The sequence below is a fragment of the Corynebacterium sp. AOP12-C2-36 genome, from assembly GCF_052379185.1.
Taxonomy (GTDB): domain Bacteria; phylum Actinomycetota; class Actinomycetes; order Mycobacteriales; family Mycobacteriaceae; genus Corynebacterium.
Map to the genome: position 1 here is coordinate 108,213 of NZ_JBQSYJ010000006.1, position 14,624 is coordinate 122,836.

The 14,624-nt window shown below is 70.6% G+C and carries 11 protein-coding genes; all 11 read right to left on the minus strand.

Annotated features, from left to right (window positions below; genetic code table 11):
• Positions 1 to 63: 63 nt before the first annotated feature.
• A complete protein-coding gene (locus tag ACT3UN_RS07045) occupies positions 64 to 777 on the minus strand; it encodes a cell division protein FtsQ/DivIB (RefSeq protein ID WP_301441979.1) in 714 nt (237 codons plus the stop codon).
• 6 nt (positions 778 to 783) lie between these two features.
• The gene (murC, locus tag ACT3UN_RS07050) at positions 784 to 2,238 is read right to left on the minus strand and encodes a UDP-N-acetylmuramate--L-alanine ligase (RefSeq protein WP_444656828.1); all 1,455 of its coding nucleotides are present in this window, start codon (positions 2,236 to 2,238) and stop codon (positions 784 to 786) included.
• A 38-nt stretch (positions 2,239 to 2,276) separates the two neighbouring features.
• A complete protein-coding gene (murG, locus tag ACT3UN_RS07055; RefSeq protein ID WP_301441980.1) occupies positions 2,277 to 3,395 on the minus strand; it encodes an undecaprenyldiphospho-muramoylpentapeptide beta-N-acetylglucosaminyltransferase in 1,119 nt (372 codons plus the stop codon).
• A 3-nt stretch (positions 3,396 to 3,398) separates the two neighbouring features.
• The gene (locus ACT3UN_RS07060; protein ID WP_301441981.1) at positions 3,399 to 4,892 is read right to left on the minus strand and encodes a peptidoglycan glycosyltransferase FtsW; all 1,494 of its coding nucleotides are present in this window, start codon (positions 4,890 to 4,892) and stop codon (positions 3,399 to 3,401) included.
• Positions 4,889 to 6,349, minus strand: coding sequence for a UDP-N-acetylmuramoyl-L-alanine--D-glutamate ligase (gene murD / locus ACT3UN_RS07065; protein WP_301441982.1), 1,461 nt, complete (start codon positions 6,347 to 6,349; stop codon positions 4,889 to 4,891). Before murD ends, ACT3UN_RS07060 begins: the two co-directional genes overlap by 4 nt.
• A 30-nt stretch (positions 6,350 to 6,379) precedes the next feature.
• Positions 6,380 to 7,480: a phospho-N-acetylmuramoyl-pentapeptide-transferase gene (gene mraY / locus ACT3UN_RS07070; protein ID WP_444656804.1), complete on the minus strand. Its 1,101-nt coding sequence runs from the start codon at positions 7,478 to 7,480 to the stop codon at positions 6,380 to 6,382.
• Positions 7,481 to 7,488: 8 nt separating this feature from the next.
• Positions 7,489 to 8,994 carry a UDP-N-acetylmuramoyl-tripeptide--D-alanyl-D-alanine ligase gene (locus ACT3UN_RS07075; RefSeq protein WP_301441984.1) on the minus strand — a complete coding sequence of 502 codons (1,506 nt, stop codon included), beginning with the start codon at positions 8,992 to 8,994 and terminating at the stop codon, positions 7,489 to 7,491.
• The gene (locus ACT3UN_RS07080) at positions 8,991 to 10,625 is read right to left on the minus strand and encodes a UDP-N-acetylmuramoyl-L-alanyl-D-glutamate--2,6-diaminopimelate ligase (RefSeq protein ID WP_444656805.1); all 1,635 of its coding nucleotides are present in this window, start codon (positions 10,623 to 10,625) and stop codon (positions 8,991 to 8,993) included. Before ACT3UN_RS07080 ends, ACT3UN_RS07075 begins: the two co-directional genes overlap by 4 nt.
• Positions 10,622 to 12,517, minus strand: a complete 1,896-nt coding sequence (locus tag ACT3UN_RS07085; protein WP_301441986.1) for a peptidoglycan D,D-transpeptidase FtsI family protein — start codon at positions 12,515 to 12,517, stop codon at positions 10,622 to 10,624. The genes ACT3UN_RS07080 and ACT3UN_RS07085 overlap by 4 nt, the downstream gene beginning before the upstream one ends.
• A 236-nt stretch (positions 12,518 to 12,753) precedes the next feature.
• Positions 12,754 to 13,488, minus strand: coding sequence for a hypothetical protein (locus tag ACT3UN_RS07090; protein ID WP_301441987.1), 735 nt, complete (start codon positions 13,486 to 13,488; stop codon positions 12,754 to 12,756).
• Positions 13,485 to 14,561: a 16S rRNA (cytosine(1402)-N(4))-methyltransferase RsmH gene (gene rsmH, locus ACT3UN_RS07095; protein ID WP_301441988.1), complete on the minus strand. Its 1,077-nt coding sequence runs from the start codon at positions 14,559 to 14,561 to the stop codon at positions 13,485 to 13,487. The genes ACT3UN_RS07090 and rsmH overlap by 4 nt, the downstream gene beginning before the upstream one ends.
• Positions 14,562 to 14,624 lie beyond the last annotated feature (63 nt).

Sequence of the window (14,624 nt, forward strand, 5' to 3'; positions counted from 1 at the left end):
GGCGGTGATTTCCGCGCACATTTTTCGTGCGTGTCGTATCCCTCAATGTGGGGTTGAGGGTTCTCACTCCCGGACGGAGGGCATCGCCGGGTTGGAGACGTTCCACCGGTCGCCCTCGCGGGTGAGGACCACCCGGGTGGCCTCGGCCTTCTCCTCGGCACGGTCCGCCGACCCCCAATAGACCTCACGGCCCTCCGGGAAGCGCAGGGTGAGTTCCTCGGCGGAGGACGCCTCCAGTTCCTCGACCTGGTCGCGCAGCTCCGCCGGCAGGGCGGCGAGCGCCTCGCCGGCGGCGGTGAGCGCGTCGGAGTCGTCGGCGGACGCCCGTACCGGCACGGCCCCCTCCGGGCTCTCGCCGCGCAGGAAGACCCGGCCGCGCTCGTTGATCACCAGCGGACCGTCACCGTCACCTTCGACGACACCGACGGCCTCGAACTCGGTCACCTGCACCCGCACCGAGGACGGCCAGTCGCGCGACACGGTCACCTTCTCCACCCACGGCAGGGCCGACACCGAGCGCGCCGCCTCGTCCGTGTCGGCGAAGAGCAGGTTCTGCCCCTCCACCGACGCGGCCGCGGAGATCACGTCCTCCGGCGCCAGCCGCTGCGTGCCCTCGACCTCGATGGAGCGCACCTGCAACAACGGACTGAGGACGAGCACCACCGCCAGGACGACGACCAGGACGAGCCCGCCCAGGACGACGGCCAGACGGCGGCGACGCCGCGGGTCACGCCGGTTGCTGCGGTTGCGGCGGTTGCGACGGTTGTTGCCTGCCATCGGCGATCAGGCCTCGCCCAGGGCGCGGAGGATCTCGTCGGCGAGCATCGTGACGGTGCCCGCCCCCACGGTCAGCACCACGTCCCCGTCGGTCGCCAGGCCGGCGACCAGGGCCGGGGCGTCGGCGAAGTGCGCTTCGTAGTGCACCTCGGCGGACCCGTCGATCCGGTCGGTGATGATCCTGCTGTCGAGACCCTCCACCGGCTCCTCACGGGCGCCGAAGATGTCGAGGACCACCGCCACGTCCGCCAGGGACAACGCCTCGGCGAACTCGTCGGCGAAGGCCAGCGTCCGGGAGTACAGGTGCGGCTGGAAGACCGCCACGACACGACCGGCACCACCGGTCTGCTCCTGGCGTGCCACGACCTTCTCCCGTGCCGCGGTGACCACCGCGCGCACCTCGGTCGGGTGGTGGGCGTAGTCGTCGTACACCTCCACCCCGCCGACGGCGCCGTGGTACTCGAACCGGCGACGCACCCCGTCGAAGGAGGCGACACCGGCGGCCATCCCCTCGGCCGAGGCGCCGACGAGCACACCGGCGAGCAGGGAGGCCACGCCGTTGAACAGCATGTGCAGCCCCGGCGTACGCACGGTCACGGAGACTTCAGCGACATCAGCGGAATCACCACCGAGCCGGACCTGCGCCTGCGTGCCGCCGTCGGGCAGCGTCGAGGTCGACAGGATCTCCGCGCCGACGGGGACCGAGGGGTGCGCGGCCACGGCGTCGGACGTGCCGTAACCCAGCACGCGCACCCCCTCGGCCACCTCGACGCGTCCGGCGACGACCTGCTCGCCGAGGTGGGCGCTGCCCTCGTCGTCGAGGCAGACGACCAGGGCACCGCCGGCGACGACGCGTCCGGCGAACTTGCCGAACACGTCCCGGTAGGCCTCTTCGGTCCCGAAGAAGTCGAGGTGGTCGGGCTCCACGTTGGTCACCACGGCGACCTCGGGCGAGTAGGACAGGAAGGAGCCGTCGGACTCGTCGGCCTCGGCGACGAAGACGTCCCCGGTCCCGTGGTGGGCGTTGGTGCCCGCCCGGTTGAGCTGACCGCCGATGGCGAACGACGGGTCCATGCCCGCGTGCTGCAGGGCCACGACGGCCATCGAGGTGGTCGAGGTCTTGCCGTGCGTGCCGGCCATGAGCACCGCCCGGCGGTCCTCCATGAGCAGGGCCAGCACGTCGGAACGACGCAGCAGCGGCACGCCGGCCTCGCGGGCGGCGACGAGTTCCGGGTTGTCCTGCGGGATCGCCGCGAAGGACGTGACGACCGCGTCCGGCAGGACGCCGTCGCCGGCCAGCGTGAGGTTCTCCGCCCGGTGGCCCACGGCCACCTCGGCGCCGGCGGCACGCAGGGCCAGGACGACCCGGGACTCCTTCATGTCCGACCCGCTGACCTGCACGCCACGGTCCAGCAGGATCCTGGCGATGCCGGACATGCCGGCACCACCGATGCCGACCATGTGCACGCGGTGGAGGTCACCGAGGTTGTACTTGTCGCTCACTTCTTCTCCCCTGCCTCACTGATCACGATCTGGGCGATGCGGTCCGCCGCGTCGCGGTGCCCGGCGGCCGCGGCGGCATCGCCGGCGGCCTGCAACCGGGTGCGGTCACGCAGCAGCGGGACGACCTCGCGCGCCACGCGTCCGGCGTCCAGCTCGGCGTCCGGCACGATCACCCCGCCACCGGCGGCGACGACGGGGCGGGCGTTGAGCTCCTGCTCACCGTTGCCGTGCGGCAGCGGCACGTACACCGCGGGCAGACCGCAGGCGGAGATCTCCGCCACGGTCATCGCGCCCGAGCGGCACAGCACCATGTCCGCCGCCGCGAGGGCGAGGTCCATGCGGTCGATGTAGGGCACGGCGACGTACGACGCGCCACCGTGCGCAGCCACGTCCGGCGCGTCGTTCTTCCGGCCGTAGGCGTGCAGGACGTCGATCCCGGCGTCGGCGAAGGTGCCGGACGCCGCGGCGACGGCGGAGTTGATCGACGCCGCCCCCTGGCTGCCTCCGGTGACGAGCAGGACGGGACGCTCGGGGTCCAGCCCGAAGAACTCGCGGGCCTGCGCGCGCAACGCCGCGCGGTCCAGCGACAGCAGGGACTCACGCACCGGGATGCCGACGACCTCGGCCTCCCCCGACTTGCCGCCGAGACCGGAATCCCCGGAGGCCGCCAACGCACGGGCGCCGAGACGCACGCCGAGCTTGTTGGACATGCCGGCACGCGCATTGGCCTCGTGCACCACCACGGGCAGACGCAGCGACTTCGCCGCCAGGTACGCCGGGGCGGACACGTAGCCGCCGAAACCGACGACGACGTCCGCACCCACCTCGCGCAGCGTGCGACGGGTCTGCCGCAACGCCCCGACGAGCCGGAACGGCAGGGTGAACAGGTCCTTGTTCACCTTCCTCGGCACCGGCACCGCCGGTATGAGCTCCAGGTCGAAACCGCGGTCCGGGACCAGGGTCGTCTCCAGCCCGCGGGTGGTGCCCAGGGCGGTGACCCGGGCGTCCGGACGGGCGCGCCGGACGGCGTCGCCCACGGCGAGTGCGGGTTCGATGTGCCCGGCCGTCCCGCCGCCCGCGAGGACGACGGACAACGGACGGGAAGAGGGGGACACGGCTCAACGCCTCCTGCGGTTGTACTGCTGACTTGTGTGGTTGGTGCTTCTGGAACTTCGGGTGCTCCGGGAACTCCGGGGCTCCGGGAGGGGTTCCCGCTCGCCACGGTAGCGCGGCTCGCCGGCTGCTCCGGACGGTTCACCGGGCGGCGGTCGACGCCGACGCGTCACCGGTTCACCGTACCGCTTCGGCTGCTCCCGGACACGCTCCCGACGCTCCTGGCCCGGACGGTACGGTTCGGGCTCCGGGAGGAACAGGATCCGGTCGATCAGCGGCCTGCCCTCGTGCTGCATCGACGACACCGTCGCCGGTTCGTGCCGGGCGATGTTGGCCAGCAGGCCCAGTGAGGCCAGGGTCACCACCGCCGAGGAACCGCCGGCGGAGATCAACGGCAGCTGCACACCGGTCATCGGGAACAGACCGACCACGTACCCCATGTTGTAGAACGCCTGGACGGTGATACCCATCGTCAGCGCCGCGGCCAGCAGCCGCAGGAAGGGGTCGGTCTGGGCCGTGGCGGTACGGATGCCGAACCAGGCCAGCACACCGAAGAGGATGACGACCAGGCCTGCGCCGAGCAGGCCGAGCTCCTCACCGAGGATGGCGAAGACGAAGTCGTTCGCCGCCTCGGGAAGGTAGAGCCACTTGGCCCGCGACTGGCCCAGCCCCTGGCCGAGCAACCCTCCGTCGGAGAGCGACAGGATGCCCTGCCTGGACTGGAACGTCGCGCCACGGGAGGTGGCGTCGTTGAAGCTCAGGGTGAAGGTCTCGGTCCAGGAACTGAACCGGGCGCTGCGGAAGGCGTGCTGGAGGCTGAAGATCACGCCGAGCACCGCCGCCACCGCCAGCACGGACAGCAGTGCCACGGTGCTCACGCCGGCGAAGAACAGCATCGCGGCGACCACGGCTGCCAACGAGAGCATCATGCCCAGGTCGTCCTGCAGCAGCACCAGGCCCAGGATCACCGCCGCCACCACGAAGAAGGGGTTCAGCACGAAGCGGGCGGAGTTGCTCACCCGCGAGCGGGCGGCGACCACGGCCGCGCCCCAGACCGCCAGGGAGAACTTCGCCACCTCGGAGGGCTGGATGCCCACACCGGCGAAACGGATCCACGAGTTCGAGCCGACCTCGGTACCGCCGACACCGATGCCGGGGATCAGCACCAGGATCAGCAGCACCACGGAGATCCCGAGGAAGACCACCGACAGGTTGCGCACCGTGGACGGGGTGATCCGCAGGAAGAACCACATGCCGACCAGACCCGCGGCGACGACCACGGCCTGCTTCATGAACTCGCCGAAGACGCCGGTATCGCTGTCGATGGAGGTGACCATCGAGGAGGAGAGCACCATCGTGAGCCCGATGAGCACGAGGATGGCGGTCACGCTCATGATGACCTTGTAGTTGAACTGCGGGGTCGCCAGGACGCGGCGACCGCGCTCCCGGATGCCCTGCCACGGCGACTCCGTGCGGGTGGGCTGGTCCTTCACGCTCATGGCTCGCCGTCCTTCCGTGCCGCCGCGGCGAAGAGGTCACCGCGGTGGGACATCCCGTCGTACATGTCCAGCGACGCCGCCGCCGGCGCCAGGACGACGGACACCGCAGAGTGGCAGGACGCCGCGAGGTCGCGTGCGGCGTCGACCGCCTCGCTCATCGCCGCGACCGGGTCGGTCTCGTCGACCACCCGCACCGGCACGTCCGGGGCGGCGAGCGCCAGGGCGTCGGCGAGGACCGCGCGGTCCACGCCGAGCAGCACCACGCCGCGCAGGCCCGGGGCCACCTCGGCGACCATCTCGTCGACGGCGGCACCCTTGAGCTGACCACCGGCGACCCAGACGACGTCCGTCAGCCCGCGCAGTGCGGCGGTGGCGGCGTGCGGGTTCGTGGCCTTGGAGTTGTCGATCCAGCGCGCGCCCTCGGTCTCGGCGACGACCTGGCCACGGTGGGCCTGCACCCGGAAGTCCGCCAGCGCCGCGGCCACCGCGGAGGTGGACACCCCGATGCTGCGGGACAGGGCCGCGGCCGCGGCGGCGTCGGCCACCCCGGCGGGCCCGGGAGGCGAGATGCCCTCGGTGTCCGCCAGGTCGGTGAGCGTACCCGTGGAGGTGTCGAGTTCGACGAGCCGGCCGTCGCGCACGCCGGTGACCGTCGAGGCGGGGTCGGCGACTTCGGCGGGGTCCCCGGTGGTGAACGCGCGGCGCTCCCCCGTGACACCGGAGCCGCCCGAAGCACCGGCGACCACGCGGGCGTCGTCGGCGGCGACCACGGCGACGTCACCGGTCAAGGCACGCATCTTGTCCGCGGCGTAGTTGTCGAAGGAGCCGTGCCAGTCGAGGTGGTCCTCAGCGAGGTTGAGCACGCACCCGGCGTCCGGTGCGAAGTCCGGCGCCCAGTGGAGCTGGAAGCTGGAGACCTCCGCGGCCAGCACGTCCACCCGCGGTTCGGCGAGCAGCGCCTCACCGGGGGGCGTGCCGATGTTGCCGACGGCGAGCGAGCTGCGTCCGTCGGCGCGCAGGATCGCGTCCAGCATGGCCGTGGTCGTGGTCTTTCCGTTCGTCCCGGTGACCGCCAGCCAGGTCCTCGGCGCGCCGAACAGTCCGGCACGGTCGGCCAGCCAGGCCGCCTCGACGTCGCCGATGACGGGCACGCCGGCCTCTCCCGCCGCCACGGCGACGGGTCCGTCCGGACGCCACCCCGGCGAGGTGATGACGAGGGCGAACGCCCCGTCGGAAAGCAGTTGGACAGCGTCGACGACGGTGACGGCGCGGGCACCGGTCTCCTCGGCGAGTCGGCCGCCGGCGGCGACGTTGTCGTCGGCGATCGTGACCGCACGGTCGGGCGCACCGAGGCGCCCGAGGCACCCGAGCATGCGGGCGACACCGGCACCGGCCACGCCGGCACCGGCCACGAGGACGTCCCCGTTACGTATCGCCTCGACGGTCTGGTTCACCATGTGTGATCGCTCTCCTGTCCTGAATGCATCTTACAGTGGCGAGTTGCTCAACCACTCCGAGTAGAACACCGCCACACCGACGACGGCGAACAACGCCGACAGCAGCCAGAAGCGCACGGTGACCGTGGTCTCCGCCCACCCCCCGGCCTCGAAGTGGTGGTGGAAGGGTGCCATGCGGAACACACGGCGACCCGCGGACTTGAAGGACACCACCTGGATGACCACGCTGGCGGCCTCCATCACGAACAGCAGGCCGACGATGATCATCAGGAGTTCGGTACGCGAGGCGATCGACAGCCCGGCGACCAGGCCACCGAGGGCCAGCGAACCGGTGTCACCCATGAAGATCTTCGCCGGTGCGGCGTTCCACCACAGGAAGCCCACGCAGCCACCGAGGCCGGCGGCCGCGAGCATCGACAGGTCCAGCGGGTCACGCACCGCGTAGCAGCCGGCCTCGGCGGCGCCGGAGCAGGAGTTGCGGAACTGCCAGAAGGTGATGACCACGTAGGCCGACAGCACCATCGCGGTCACGCCCGAGGCCAGTCCGTCCAGCCCGTCGGTGAGGTTCACCGCGTTCGACCACGCCGAGATGACGAGGTAGATGAAGATCAGGAACAGGATCGTGCCCACGACAGCACCGCCCACGGCGAGGTCGAGGGTGTTGATGTCGCGGGTGAACGACAGCTTCGTCGACGCCGGCTTGAGACCGTCGGCGTTGGGGAACTGCAGTACCAGGAAACCGAAGATCAGGGCGGTGACCAGCTGGCCGGCGAGCTTGGCCTTGGCGTTCAGCCCGAGGTTCCGGCCCTTGATGACCTTGATGTAGTCGTCGGCGAAGCCGAGCCCGCCGAGTGCCAGGGTCAGTCCCAGCACCAGCCAGCCGGAGACACCGGGGCCGGTGCCGTTGGTCAGCAGACCCACGAGCACGGCGGCGAGGTAGCCGACGGTGATGCCGGCGAGGATGGCGATACCGCCCATGGTGGGCGTACCGCGCTTACGCAGGTGGGACTTCAGCCCCTCCTCGCGGATCTCCTGGCCGATGCCCTCGGCGGAGAACCGCCGGATCAGGACCGGGGTCAGGAAGATCGAGACGAAGAACGCCGCGAGTGCGGCGACGATGATCTGTGTCATGGCTGCGGTTACCTGCTCTCTTCTTCACCGACGAAAAGGCCTTCGGCGACACTCCACAGGCCGTCGGCGTAGGACGCCTTGACCAGGACCACGTCGTTGGCACCGACGTTGAGGTCCAGGAAGTTCACCGCGGCGTCGGCGTTCTCGACCTGGCGCACGGAGACCCCGTGGGCCTCCGCGGACTCGGCCAACGCGTTCTGGTTGACACCGTTGCCGACGACGACGGCATTGCCGATGCGGCGCTGTGCCAGCACCTCTCCGAGCAGGGCGTGCTCCTCGCGGGCCCCGTCGCCGAGTTCACCCATCTGTCCGAGGACGGCCCAGCTCTGCGCGTCGGGACGTCCCGTGGCGGTGTAGGCCAGGGCGTCGACGCCGGCGCGCATGGAGTCCGGGTTGGCGTTGTAGGTGTCGTTGATCACCGTGACGCCGTCGGCGCGGGTGCGCACGTCCATCCGGTTCTCGCTGGCGGCGACGTGGCTGTTCAGCGCGCCGGCGACGGTGGCGGCGTCCAGGCCGCTCTCCATCCCGACCGCGGCGGCGGCCAGCGCGTTGGACACCTGGTGGGCGCCGAAGACGCCCAGGGTGACCTGCACGGGCTCGCCGTGCGGGTGGTGCATCGTGAACGAAGCACGTGCCACCTCGTCGAGGGTGATGTCGGAGGCGCTGTAGTCCGCCTCGTTGCCGTGCATGGAGAACCGGACGATGCGGGCGTCGGTGCGCGAGCGCATCGCCGAGACGAAGTCGTCGTCGGCGTTGAGCACGGCCAGGCCGCCGTCCGCCGCCGAGGGCAGCGACTCGACGAGCTCACCCTTGGCGCGGGCGATCGCCTCACGCGAGCCGAACTCGCCGAGGTGGGCGGTGCCGACGTTGAGCACGACACCGACCCGCGGCGGGGCGATACGCGCCAGGTGGGCGATGTGCCCCTGGCCGCGTGCGGACATCTCGGCCACGAGGAAACGGGTGTCTCGTCCCGCCTTGAGGGCGGTGTAGGGGTGCCCGATCTCGTTGTTGAAGCTCCCCGGGGGCGCCACGGTCTCACCGCCACGGGTGAGCACGGCGCCGAGCAGGTCCTTCGTGGAGGTCTTGCCGGCCGAACCGGTCACGCCGACCACGGTGAGGCCTTCCTCGGCGACGAGGGTGTCGGTGTTGTAGCGGGCCAGACGCCCGACGGCGGTGAGCACGCGCTCCCCGACCCCGTCCGGGTCGCTGTCCAGGTAGGCGGCGTTGCGCTGGGCGGAGTCCGCCCCCTCACCGGCGCTCTCGTCGGTGCAGAGCAACGACGGGGCGCCGACGGGGCGTCCGACCATGACCAGTGCCGCACCGTCGCGCAGGGCACCGGGGACGAAGTCGTGGCCGTCGACGCGCTGGCCCGGCAGCGCCATGAAGACGCTGCCCGGGGTGATCCGACGGGAGTCGAACTCGACAGGCCCCGTCACGACGGTCTCCGCGGTGGCGCCGTCGACGAGCTGCCCTCCGGTGACCTCGGCGATGGTGCCGCTTGTCATCTCTATCATCGTGTCGGTTCCTGTCCGTCCTGTCTATCCCTGAGTGCTTGTGCAACTACTGCCACGTCATCGAACTCGAGGACGGTGTCCCCGACGATCTGCCCGGTCTCGTGGCCCTTCCCGGCAACAATGACGATATCGCCCCGACGGGCCCAGGCGACCGAGGCCCTGATCGCGTCGGCCCTGTCACCGATCTCACGGAGGTCCACACCCGTGTTTCCGCCACGGGCCGCGAGCTCCCCGCGGGCCCCGGCGAGGACCTCGGAACGGATCGTCGCCGGGTCCTCGTCGCGTGGATTGTCGTCCGTGACGACGACCAGGTCGGCGACCTTCGCCGCCTCGGAGCCCATCAGCGGACGCTTCTCGTGGTCACGGTTGCCACCGGCGCCGAGCACCACGCCGACCCGCCCACCGTGGCCGGCCCGCTCGATCTGGTCGGCGAGGGTGGACAGGGCCGCGGCGACGGCACCCGGCTTGTGGGCGTAGTCCACCAGGACGAGGAAGTCATCGGGGTAACGCGAACCGTCTGCCTCCACCGTCACCGACTGCATGCGGCCCGGGACGCGGACGTCGCCGAGCTTCGCGGCGACGGTCTCCTCCGACTCCCCTGTGCCGCCGGCGGCCGCCACGCAGGCCAGCGCCACCGTCGCATTGGCGACGTTGAAGGTGCCGGGCAGGGAGACGGGGAAGGTCACGTCCTGACCAGCGTGAACGGCGGTGACGTGCTGCAGACCGTCGGTACCGACCTCCACCGAGGACACCGACCAGGTCGCGGCGTCCTGCCCGTGGGCGCCGGTGGTCGACACCGTGACCGGCGAGGTGCCGCTCGCCGAGAGCGTGCCGGCGAGGCTGCGGCCCCACTCGTCGTCCACGCAGACCACCGCCGCCGGCAGCCCGGCGCCGGGATCCTGCGGGGTGGTGAACAGCAGGGACTTCGCCTCGAAGTAGTCCTGCATCGTGGGGTGGAAGTCCAGGTGGTCGCGGCTGAGGTTGGTGAAGGCGGCGACGTCGAAGTCGACACCGCGCACCCGTCCCATCACCAGCGCGTGCGAGGACACCTCCATGACGACGTGCGTCACGCCCTCGTCGCGCATCCGGGCGAACAACGCCTGCAGCGTCGGTGCCTCCGGGGTGGTCAGCGAGGTGGGCACCGCGGTGCCGTTGATCCGGGTACCGGTGGTGCCGATGAGGCCCACGCTGTGGTCGTCGAGCAGCATGCGCTCGACCATGTACGAGGTCGTGGTCTTGCCGCTGGTTCCGGTCACCCCGATCACGGTCATCGACCGGGAGGGGTGGCCGTTGATCTCCGCCGACACCGGGCCGAGCCACGCACGGCAGTCGTCGACCACCAGCACGTCGGTGGTCACGCCGTCGGCGCGCAGCACCTCCAGGCCGGCCTCGTCGGTGAGCACGCTCCCGCCTGCGGACTGGTCCGCGTAGGACGCACCGTGCGCCCGGGTGCCGGGCACGGCCATGAACATGCCGCCGGACGGCACCGAGCGCGCGTCGATCGCCGCGCCCGCGACGACGGTACCGGCGGCAGCACTGGAGTCACCAGGGTCACCGCTCTCGCCGAGCGCCACCAGGCGCCCTCCTGTCAGTTCCGCGAGTGCGGACAGGGTGGGTGGTTTCACGCTCACTGCGCCTCCAACGTCAGTCGAGGTGCGGCCTCCGGGGAGAGCGGCACATTGTAATGGTCGAGCAACCAGGACGTGATGTCCCGGAACAACGGGGCGGCGGACTGTCCGCCACTGCCGTCGGTGCCCCGCTCAGGGTCGTCGAGCATAATCGCCACGACGAAGCGGGGGTCGTCCGCCGGCGCGATGCCGGCGTAGGTGATCCAGTAGTCCGAGTTCGAGTAGGCCCTCGTCTCCGGGTCGATCTGCTGGGCGGTACCGGTCTTTCCGCTGGTCTGGTAGCCCTCGATGCCCGCGGTGGGAGCGGTGCCCTGCTGGACGCCGCTGGGGTCGGACTGGTTGACCGCGCGGAACATGTCCACCACGCTGCGTGCCGTCTCCGGGGAGACAACCTCCACCGACTCCGGCTCGTCCTGCGGGATCTCGTTGCCGGAGGCGTCCGTGGCGGACTTGATGATGCTGGGAGTCACCCGCACACCGTCGTTCGCCATGGTCTGGTAGATGCTGGCCATCTGGAGCAGGCTCATCGACATGCCCTGGCCGATCGGCAGGTTGGCGAACGTGCCGCCCGACCACTGGGAGAGGTCGGGGACGTACCCGCTGGTCTCACTCGGCAGGCCCAGGTCGGTGGCCTGGCCGATGCCGAACTTCTGCACGTAGTCCCAGAAACTCTCCTCGCCCACCCGGTCGGCCAGCATCAGCGTGCCGACGTTGGAGGACTTACCGAAGATACCCGTGGTCGTGTACGGCACCACGCCGTGGTCCCAGGCGTCCTTCACCGTGACACCGGACATGTCGATACTGCCCGGTACCTGCAGGACCTCGTCCGGGGTGGTCTTGCCGTCCTCGATCGCCGCCGCGGCGGTGATCACCTTGGCCACCGAACCGGGCTCGTAGGCGTCCTGCACCACACGGTTACCGAAGACCTTGCCGTCCTCCAGCTGCTCGTCGATGTTGCCCTGCGGGTTGATGGTGTCGGACGTGGCCATCGAGACGACCTCGCCACTGGCCGAGTCGAGCACCACCGCCGAGGCGGAGTCCGCCCCGGACTTGTCCTTGGCCTGCTGCACGAGCTGCTGGATGTAGGTCTGCGCCTCCAGGTCGAGGGTGAGCTCGTAGGCGTCCCCGTCGACGGCCGGGTGACGGTCACGGGTGGACCCCGGGATCGCCAGACCGTTGGCGCCGACGTCCACGGTGCGCGAGCCGTTCGTGCCCTGCAGGCGGGAGTCCTGGGCGAGCTCCAGGCCGAACTGGCCCTCGTTGTCGCGGCTGATCTTGCCGACGACGTTCTGGCCCACCGCACCGTTCGGGTACTGACGGATGTCCTGGCGCTCCACGGTGATCTCCGGGTACTCCGCGCTGACCTTCTCCGCGACGTCCGGGTCGACGTCGCGCACCAGCACCTCGTAGGTGGAGTCGGAGTTGAGCTTGTCGAGGATCTCGTCGGACTTCACCTCCGAGGCGGTGGAGGCCTCGTCAGACTCCGACTCCCCGGACTGGGCGTCCGACTCCTCCAGCAGACCGGGCAGACCGTCGGCGATCTCCTTGATGCGTTCCTCGGGCTCCGACACCCCCTCCGGGTCGAGGTCGTGGCGGTCCTGCATGAAGGACTCCAGCAGGTGCGGGTTCACCGACAGTGAGCGTGCCTCCATGGTGTAGGCCAGCCGCTGTCCGTTGCGGTCCACGATGTCTCCACGGTGGGCGGGTTCGGTGATCACCGCGGTGCGCTGCTCACTGGCCATCGCCGAGAGTTCCGGCCCCTTGATCAACTGGACCCACACGAGCCGCAGCAGCAGGGCGAGCACCAGGATGACGACGATGATGAGCACCACGGCGCCGCGGCGTCCGAAGCTGCCGACACCGATGTCGAGGGTCCGCCAGGAGTTGCCGGGCACACCCCCCTGGGCCGGACGGGACTGGCGTTGCGGGGGTCGCTGACCTCGGTTGTCGCGCCCGGCGTGCCTACTCCGGTCCCTGTCCTGGGCCAATGTGACCTCTCCCTTCCGCGAAGCTCAACACAAGATCGTCTCGACCGGGCCCCTGACGACCCGCAGCGAATGCATGCCGTCCATTGTCGTGCCACGGACACCACACCCGGGGCATTGGACTCCGGGCGTGTCTTTGAAGTGTCTCAGTAGGGAAGCTCTCCGGTCGAGGCCGCACCGTTGTTCTGATCGGCGGGAGCCCCGTCGTCATTACCGTTGTTGCCGGTGTTGCCGTCGTTCCTGTCCTCCAGCGCCTGCGGGGCGAGCCCCGGGACCTGGTCGGTGGCGTCGGGGTCACTGGTGGGACGCTGGGCGGTGACCTCACCGTTGATGTCGGTGATCGGCAGCGTGGAGCCGGAGTCCGCCGCGCGCAGCTCGTTGACCTCGTCACCGTCGACGTTCAGCACGCCGGCCTGCGCCGGGGCGACCATACCCAGGCGGGATGCCTCGGCGGCGATGCGCTGGGTCGAGGAGGCGTCCTCGACGTCGCGGTGGAGCGACTCGAGCTCATTGGACAGCGACGTGCTCTGCTCCTGGGCCTCGGACAGCTGGAAGGACTGCTCGGTGGTCTTGCCGGACAGGTACATGGCGAACGCCACACCGGCGACGAAGATCAACAGCAGGACGACCCACGTCCGGACGACGGAACGTTCCTTCGCCGTGGGCACCGACACGCGCCGACCGCGGACGGAGACCTGCTGGCGCGAGCCGCGGCGGCGCACCGGACTGCTGTGCGTCTGCCGGCGGTCGAGGCTGCTCGGGCCCGAACCCGACCGACCGGTGCGGACGGCGCCGTGGGCGCCCGAAGTGCCGTGGTCGTCGCGTCCGGTCGAACCGGAGTGCTCGCGGGTGCGCTGACGGGCTGCGGTGGCGGTGCTCATCTGGTTCCTCGCTGTGCGTCTCGGTGGGTGTTCTGGGAGTTCTGGATGCGGGTGACGGCCCTGACACGGACCGGCGCGGCCCTCGGGTTCTGCTCGATCTCGACCTCGGAGGCCTTCTCTGAACCACGTGTGACCAGTTCGAAGTCGGGGGCGAACTCCGGGAGCGCCACCGGCAGGCCCGGCGGCGTGTGATCCACCGTCAGGTCGGCGAGCGCCTTCTTGACGATGCGGTCCTCCAGGGACTGGTAGCTCATGAAGACCGCCACGCCCCCGACGTGCAGTCGCGCCGTCGCCTCGGGGATGACCGCCGCGAGGGAGTCGAGCTCGGCGTTGACCTCGATCCGCAACGCCTGGAAGGTGCGCTTCGCCGGGTGCCCACCGGTACGTCGCGACGCCGCCGGGATCGTTCGGTAGAGAAGCTCGACCAGGCGGGCCGAGGTGGTGAACGGCTCGACCTCACGCTCGCGCAGCACCGCCGAGGCGATCTTGCCGGCGAAGCGCTCGTCCCCGTAGGTCTTGAGGATCCGGGCCAGGTCGCCGTGGGCGTAGGTGTTGAGGATGTCCGCGGCGGTGACGGGCAGGTCCGGGTCCATGCGCATGTCCAGCGGCGCGTCCTGCGAGTAGGCGAACCCGCGGCCGGCCTGGTCGAGCTGCATCGACGACACACCCAGGTCGAAGAGGTAGCCCGAGACCCCGACCTCACGGGCGGTGGCGGGGATCCTCCCCTGCTCCACCAGGGTGTCGATCGCGTCACCGAGCCCGTCGAACCGGGTGCGGTAGGCGACGAACCGCTCGCCGAACCGGGCGAGGCGCTGCTCCGCCTGGGCGATGGCGGCCGGGTCGCGGTCGAGTCCGACGACGACGGCCTGCGGGAATCGTTCGAGGAAGACTTCGGTGTGGCCACCCGCGCCCAGGGTTCCGTCGACGATGACGGGGGTCTCGGGCGCCTGCCCGGAGTCCGTGCCCGTGCCGACGCCCTTGCCGACCAGGTCGACCATGCGGTCGCGCATGACCGGGACGTGCCCGTGCTCGCCAGAGACGCGTGGCTGCTTCTCGTCGTCGGCGACGGTCATCGGGGTGGTCCTTTCTTCAGGGGCGCTCGTCCGGTCCTGTTGTCTTCACGTGGTCATCGCAAC

What these genes read in the sequence shown, in the direction of transcription:
- ACT3UN_RS07075 (WP_301441984.1), bottom strand. Translation starts at nt 8,994, where the DNA reads ATGATAGAGATGACAAGCGGCACCATCGCCGAGGTCACCGGAGGGCAG.
- ACT3UN_RS07045 (WP_301441979.1), bottom strand. Translation starts at nt 777, where the DNA reads ATGGCAGGCAACAACCGTCGCAACCGCCGCAACCGCAGCAACCGGCGT.
- mraY (WP_444656804.1), bottom strand. Translation starts at nt 7,480, where the DNA reads ATGACACAGATCATCGTCGCCGCACTCGCGGCGTTCTTCGTCTCGATC.
- ACT3UN_RS07090 (WP_301441987.1), bottom strand. Translation starts at nt 13,488, where the DNA reads ATGAGCACCGCCACCGCAGCCCGTCAGCGCACCCGCGAGCACTCCGGT.
- murC (WP_444656828.1), bottom strand. Translation starts at nt 2,238, where the DNA reads ATGGTCGGCATCGGTGGTGCCGGCATGTCCGGCATCGCCAGGATCCTG.
- ACT3UN_RS07060 (WP_301441981.1), bottom strand. Translation starts at nt 4,892, where the DNA reads ATGAGCGTGAAGGACCAGCCCACCCGCACGGAGTCGCCGTGGCAGGGC.
- murD (WP_301441982.1), bottom strand. Translation starts at nt 6,349, where the DNA reads ATGGTGAACCAGACCGTCGAGGCGATACGTAACGGGGACGTCCTCGTG.
- rsmH (WP_301441988.1), bottom strand. Translation starts at nt 14,561, where the DNA reads ATGACCGTCGCCGACGACGAGAAGCAGCCACGCGTCTCTGGCGAGCAC.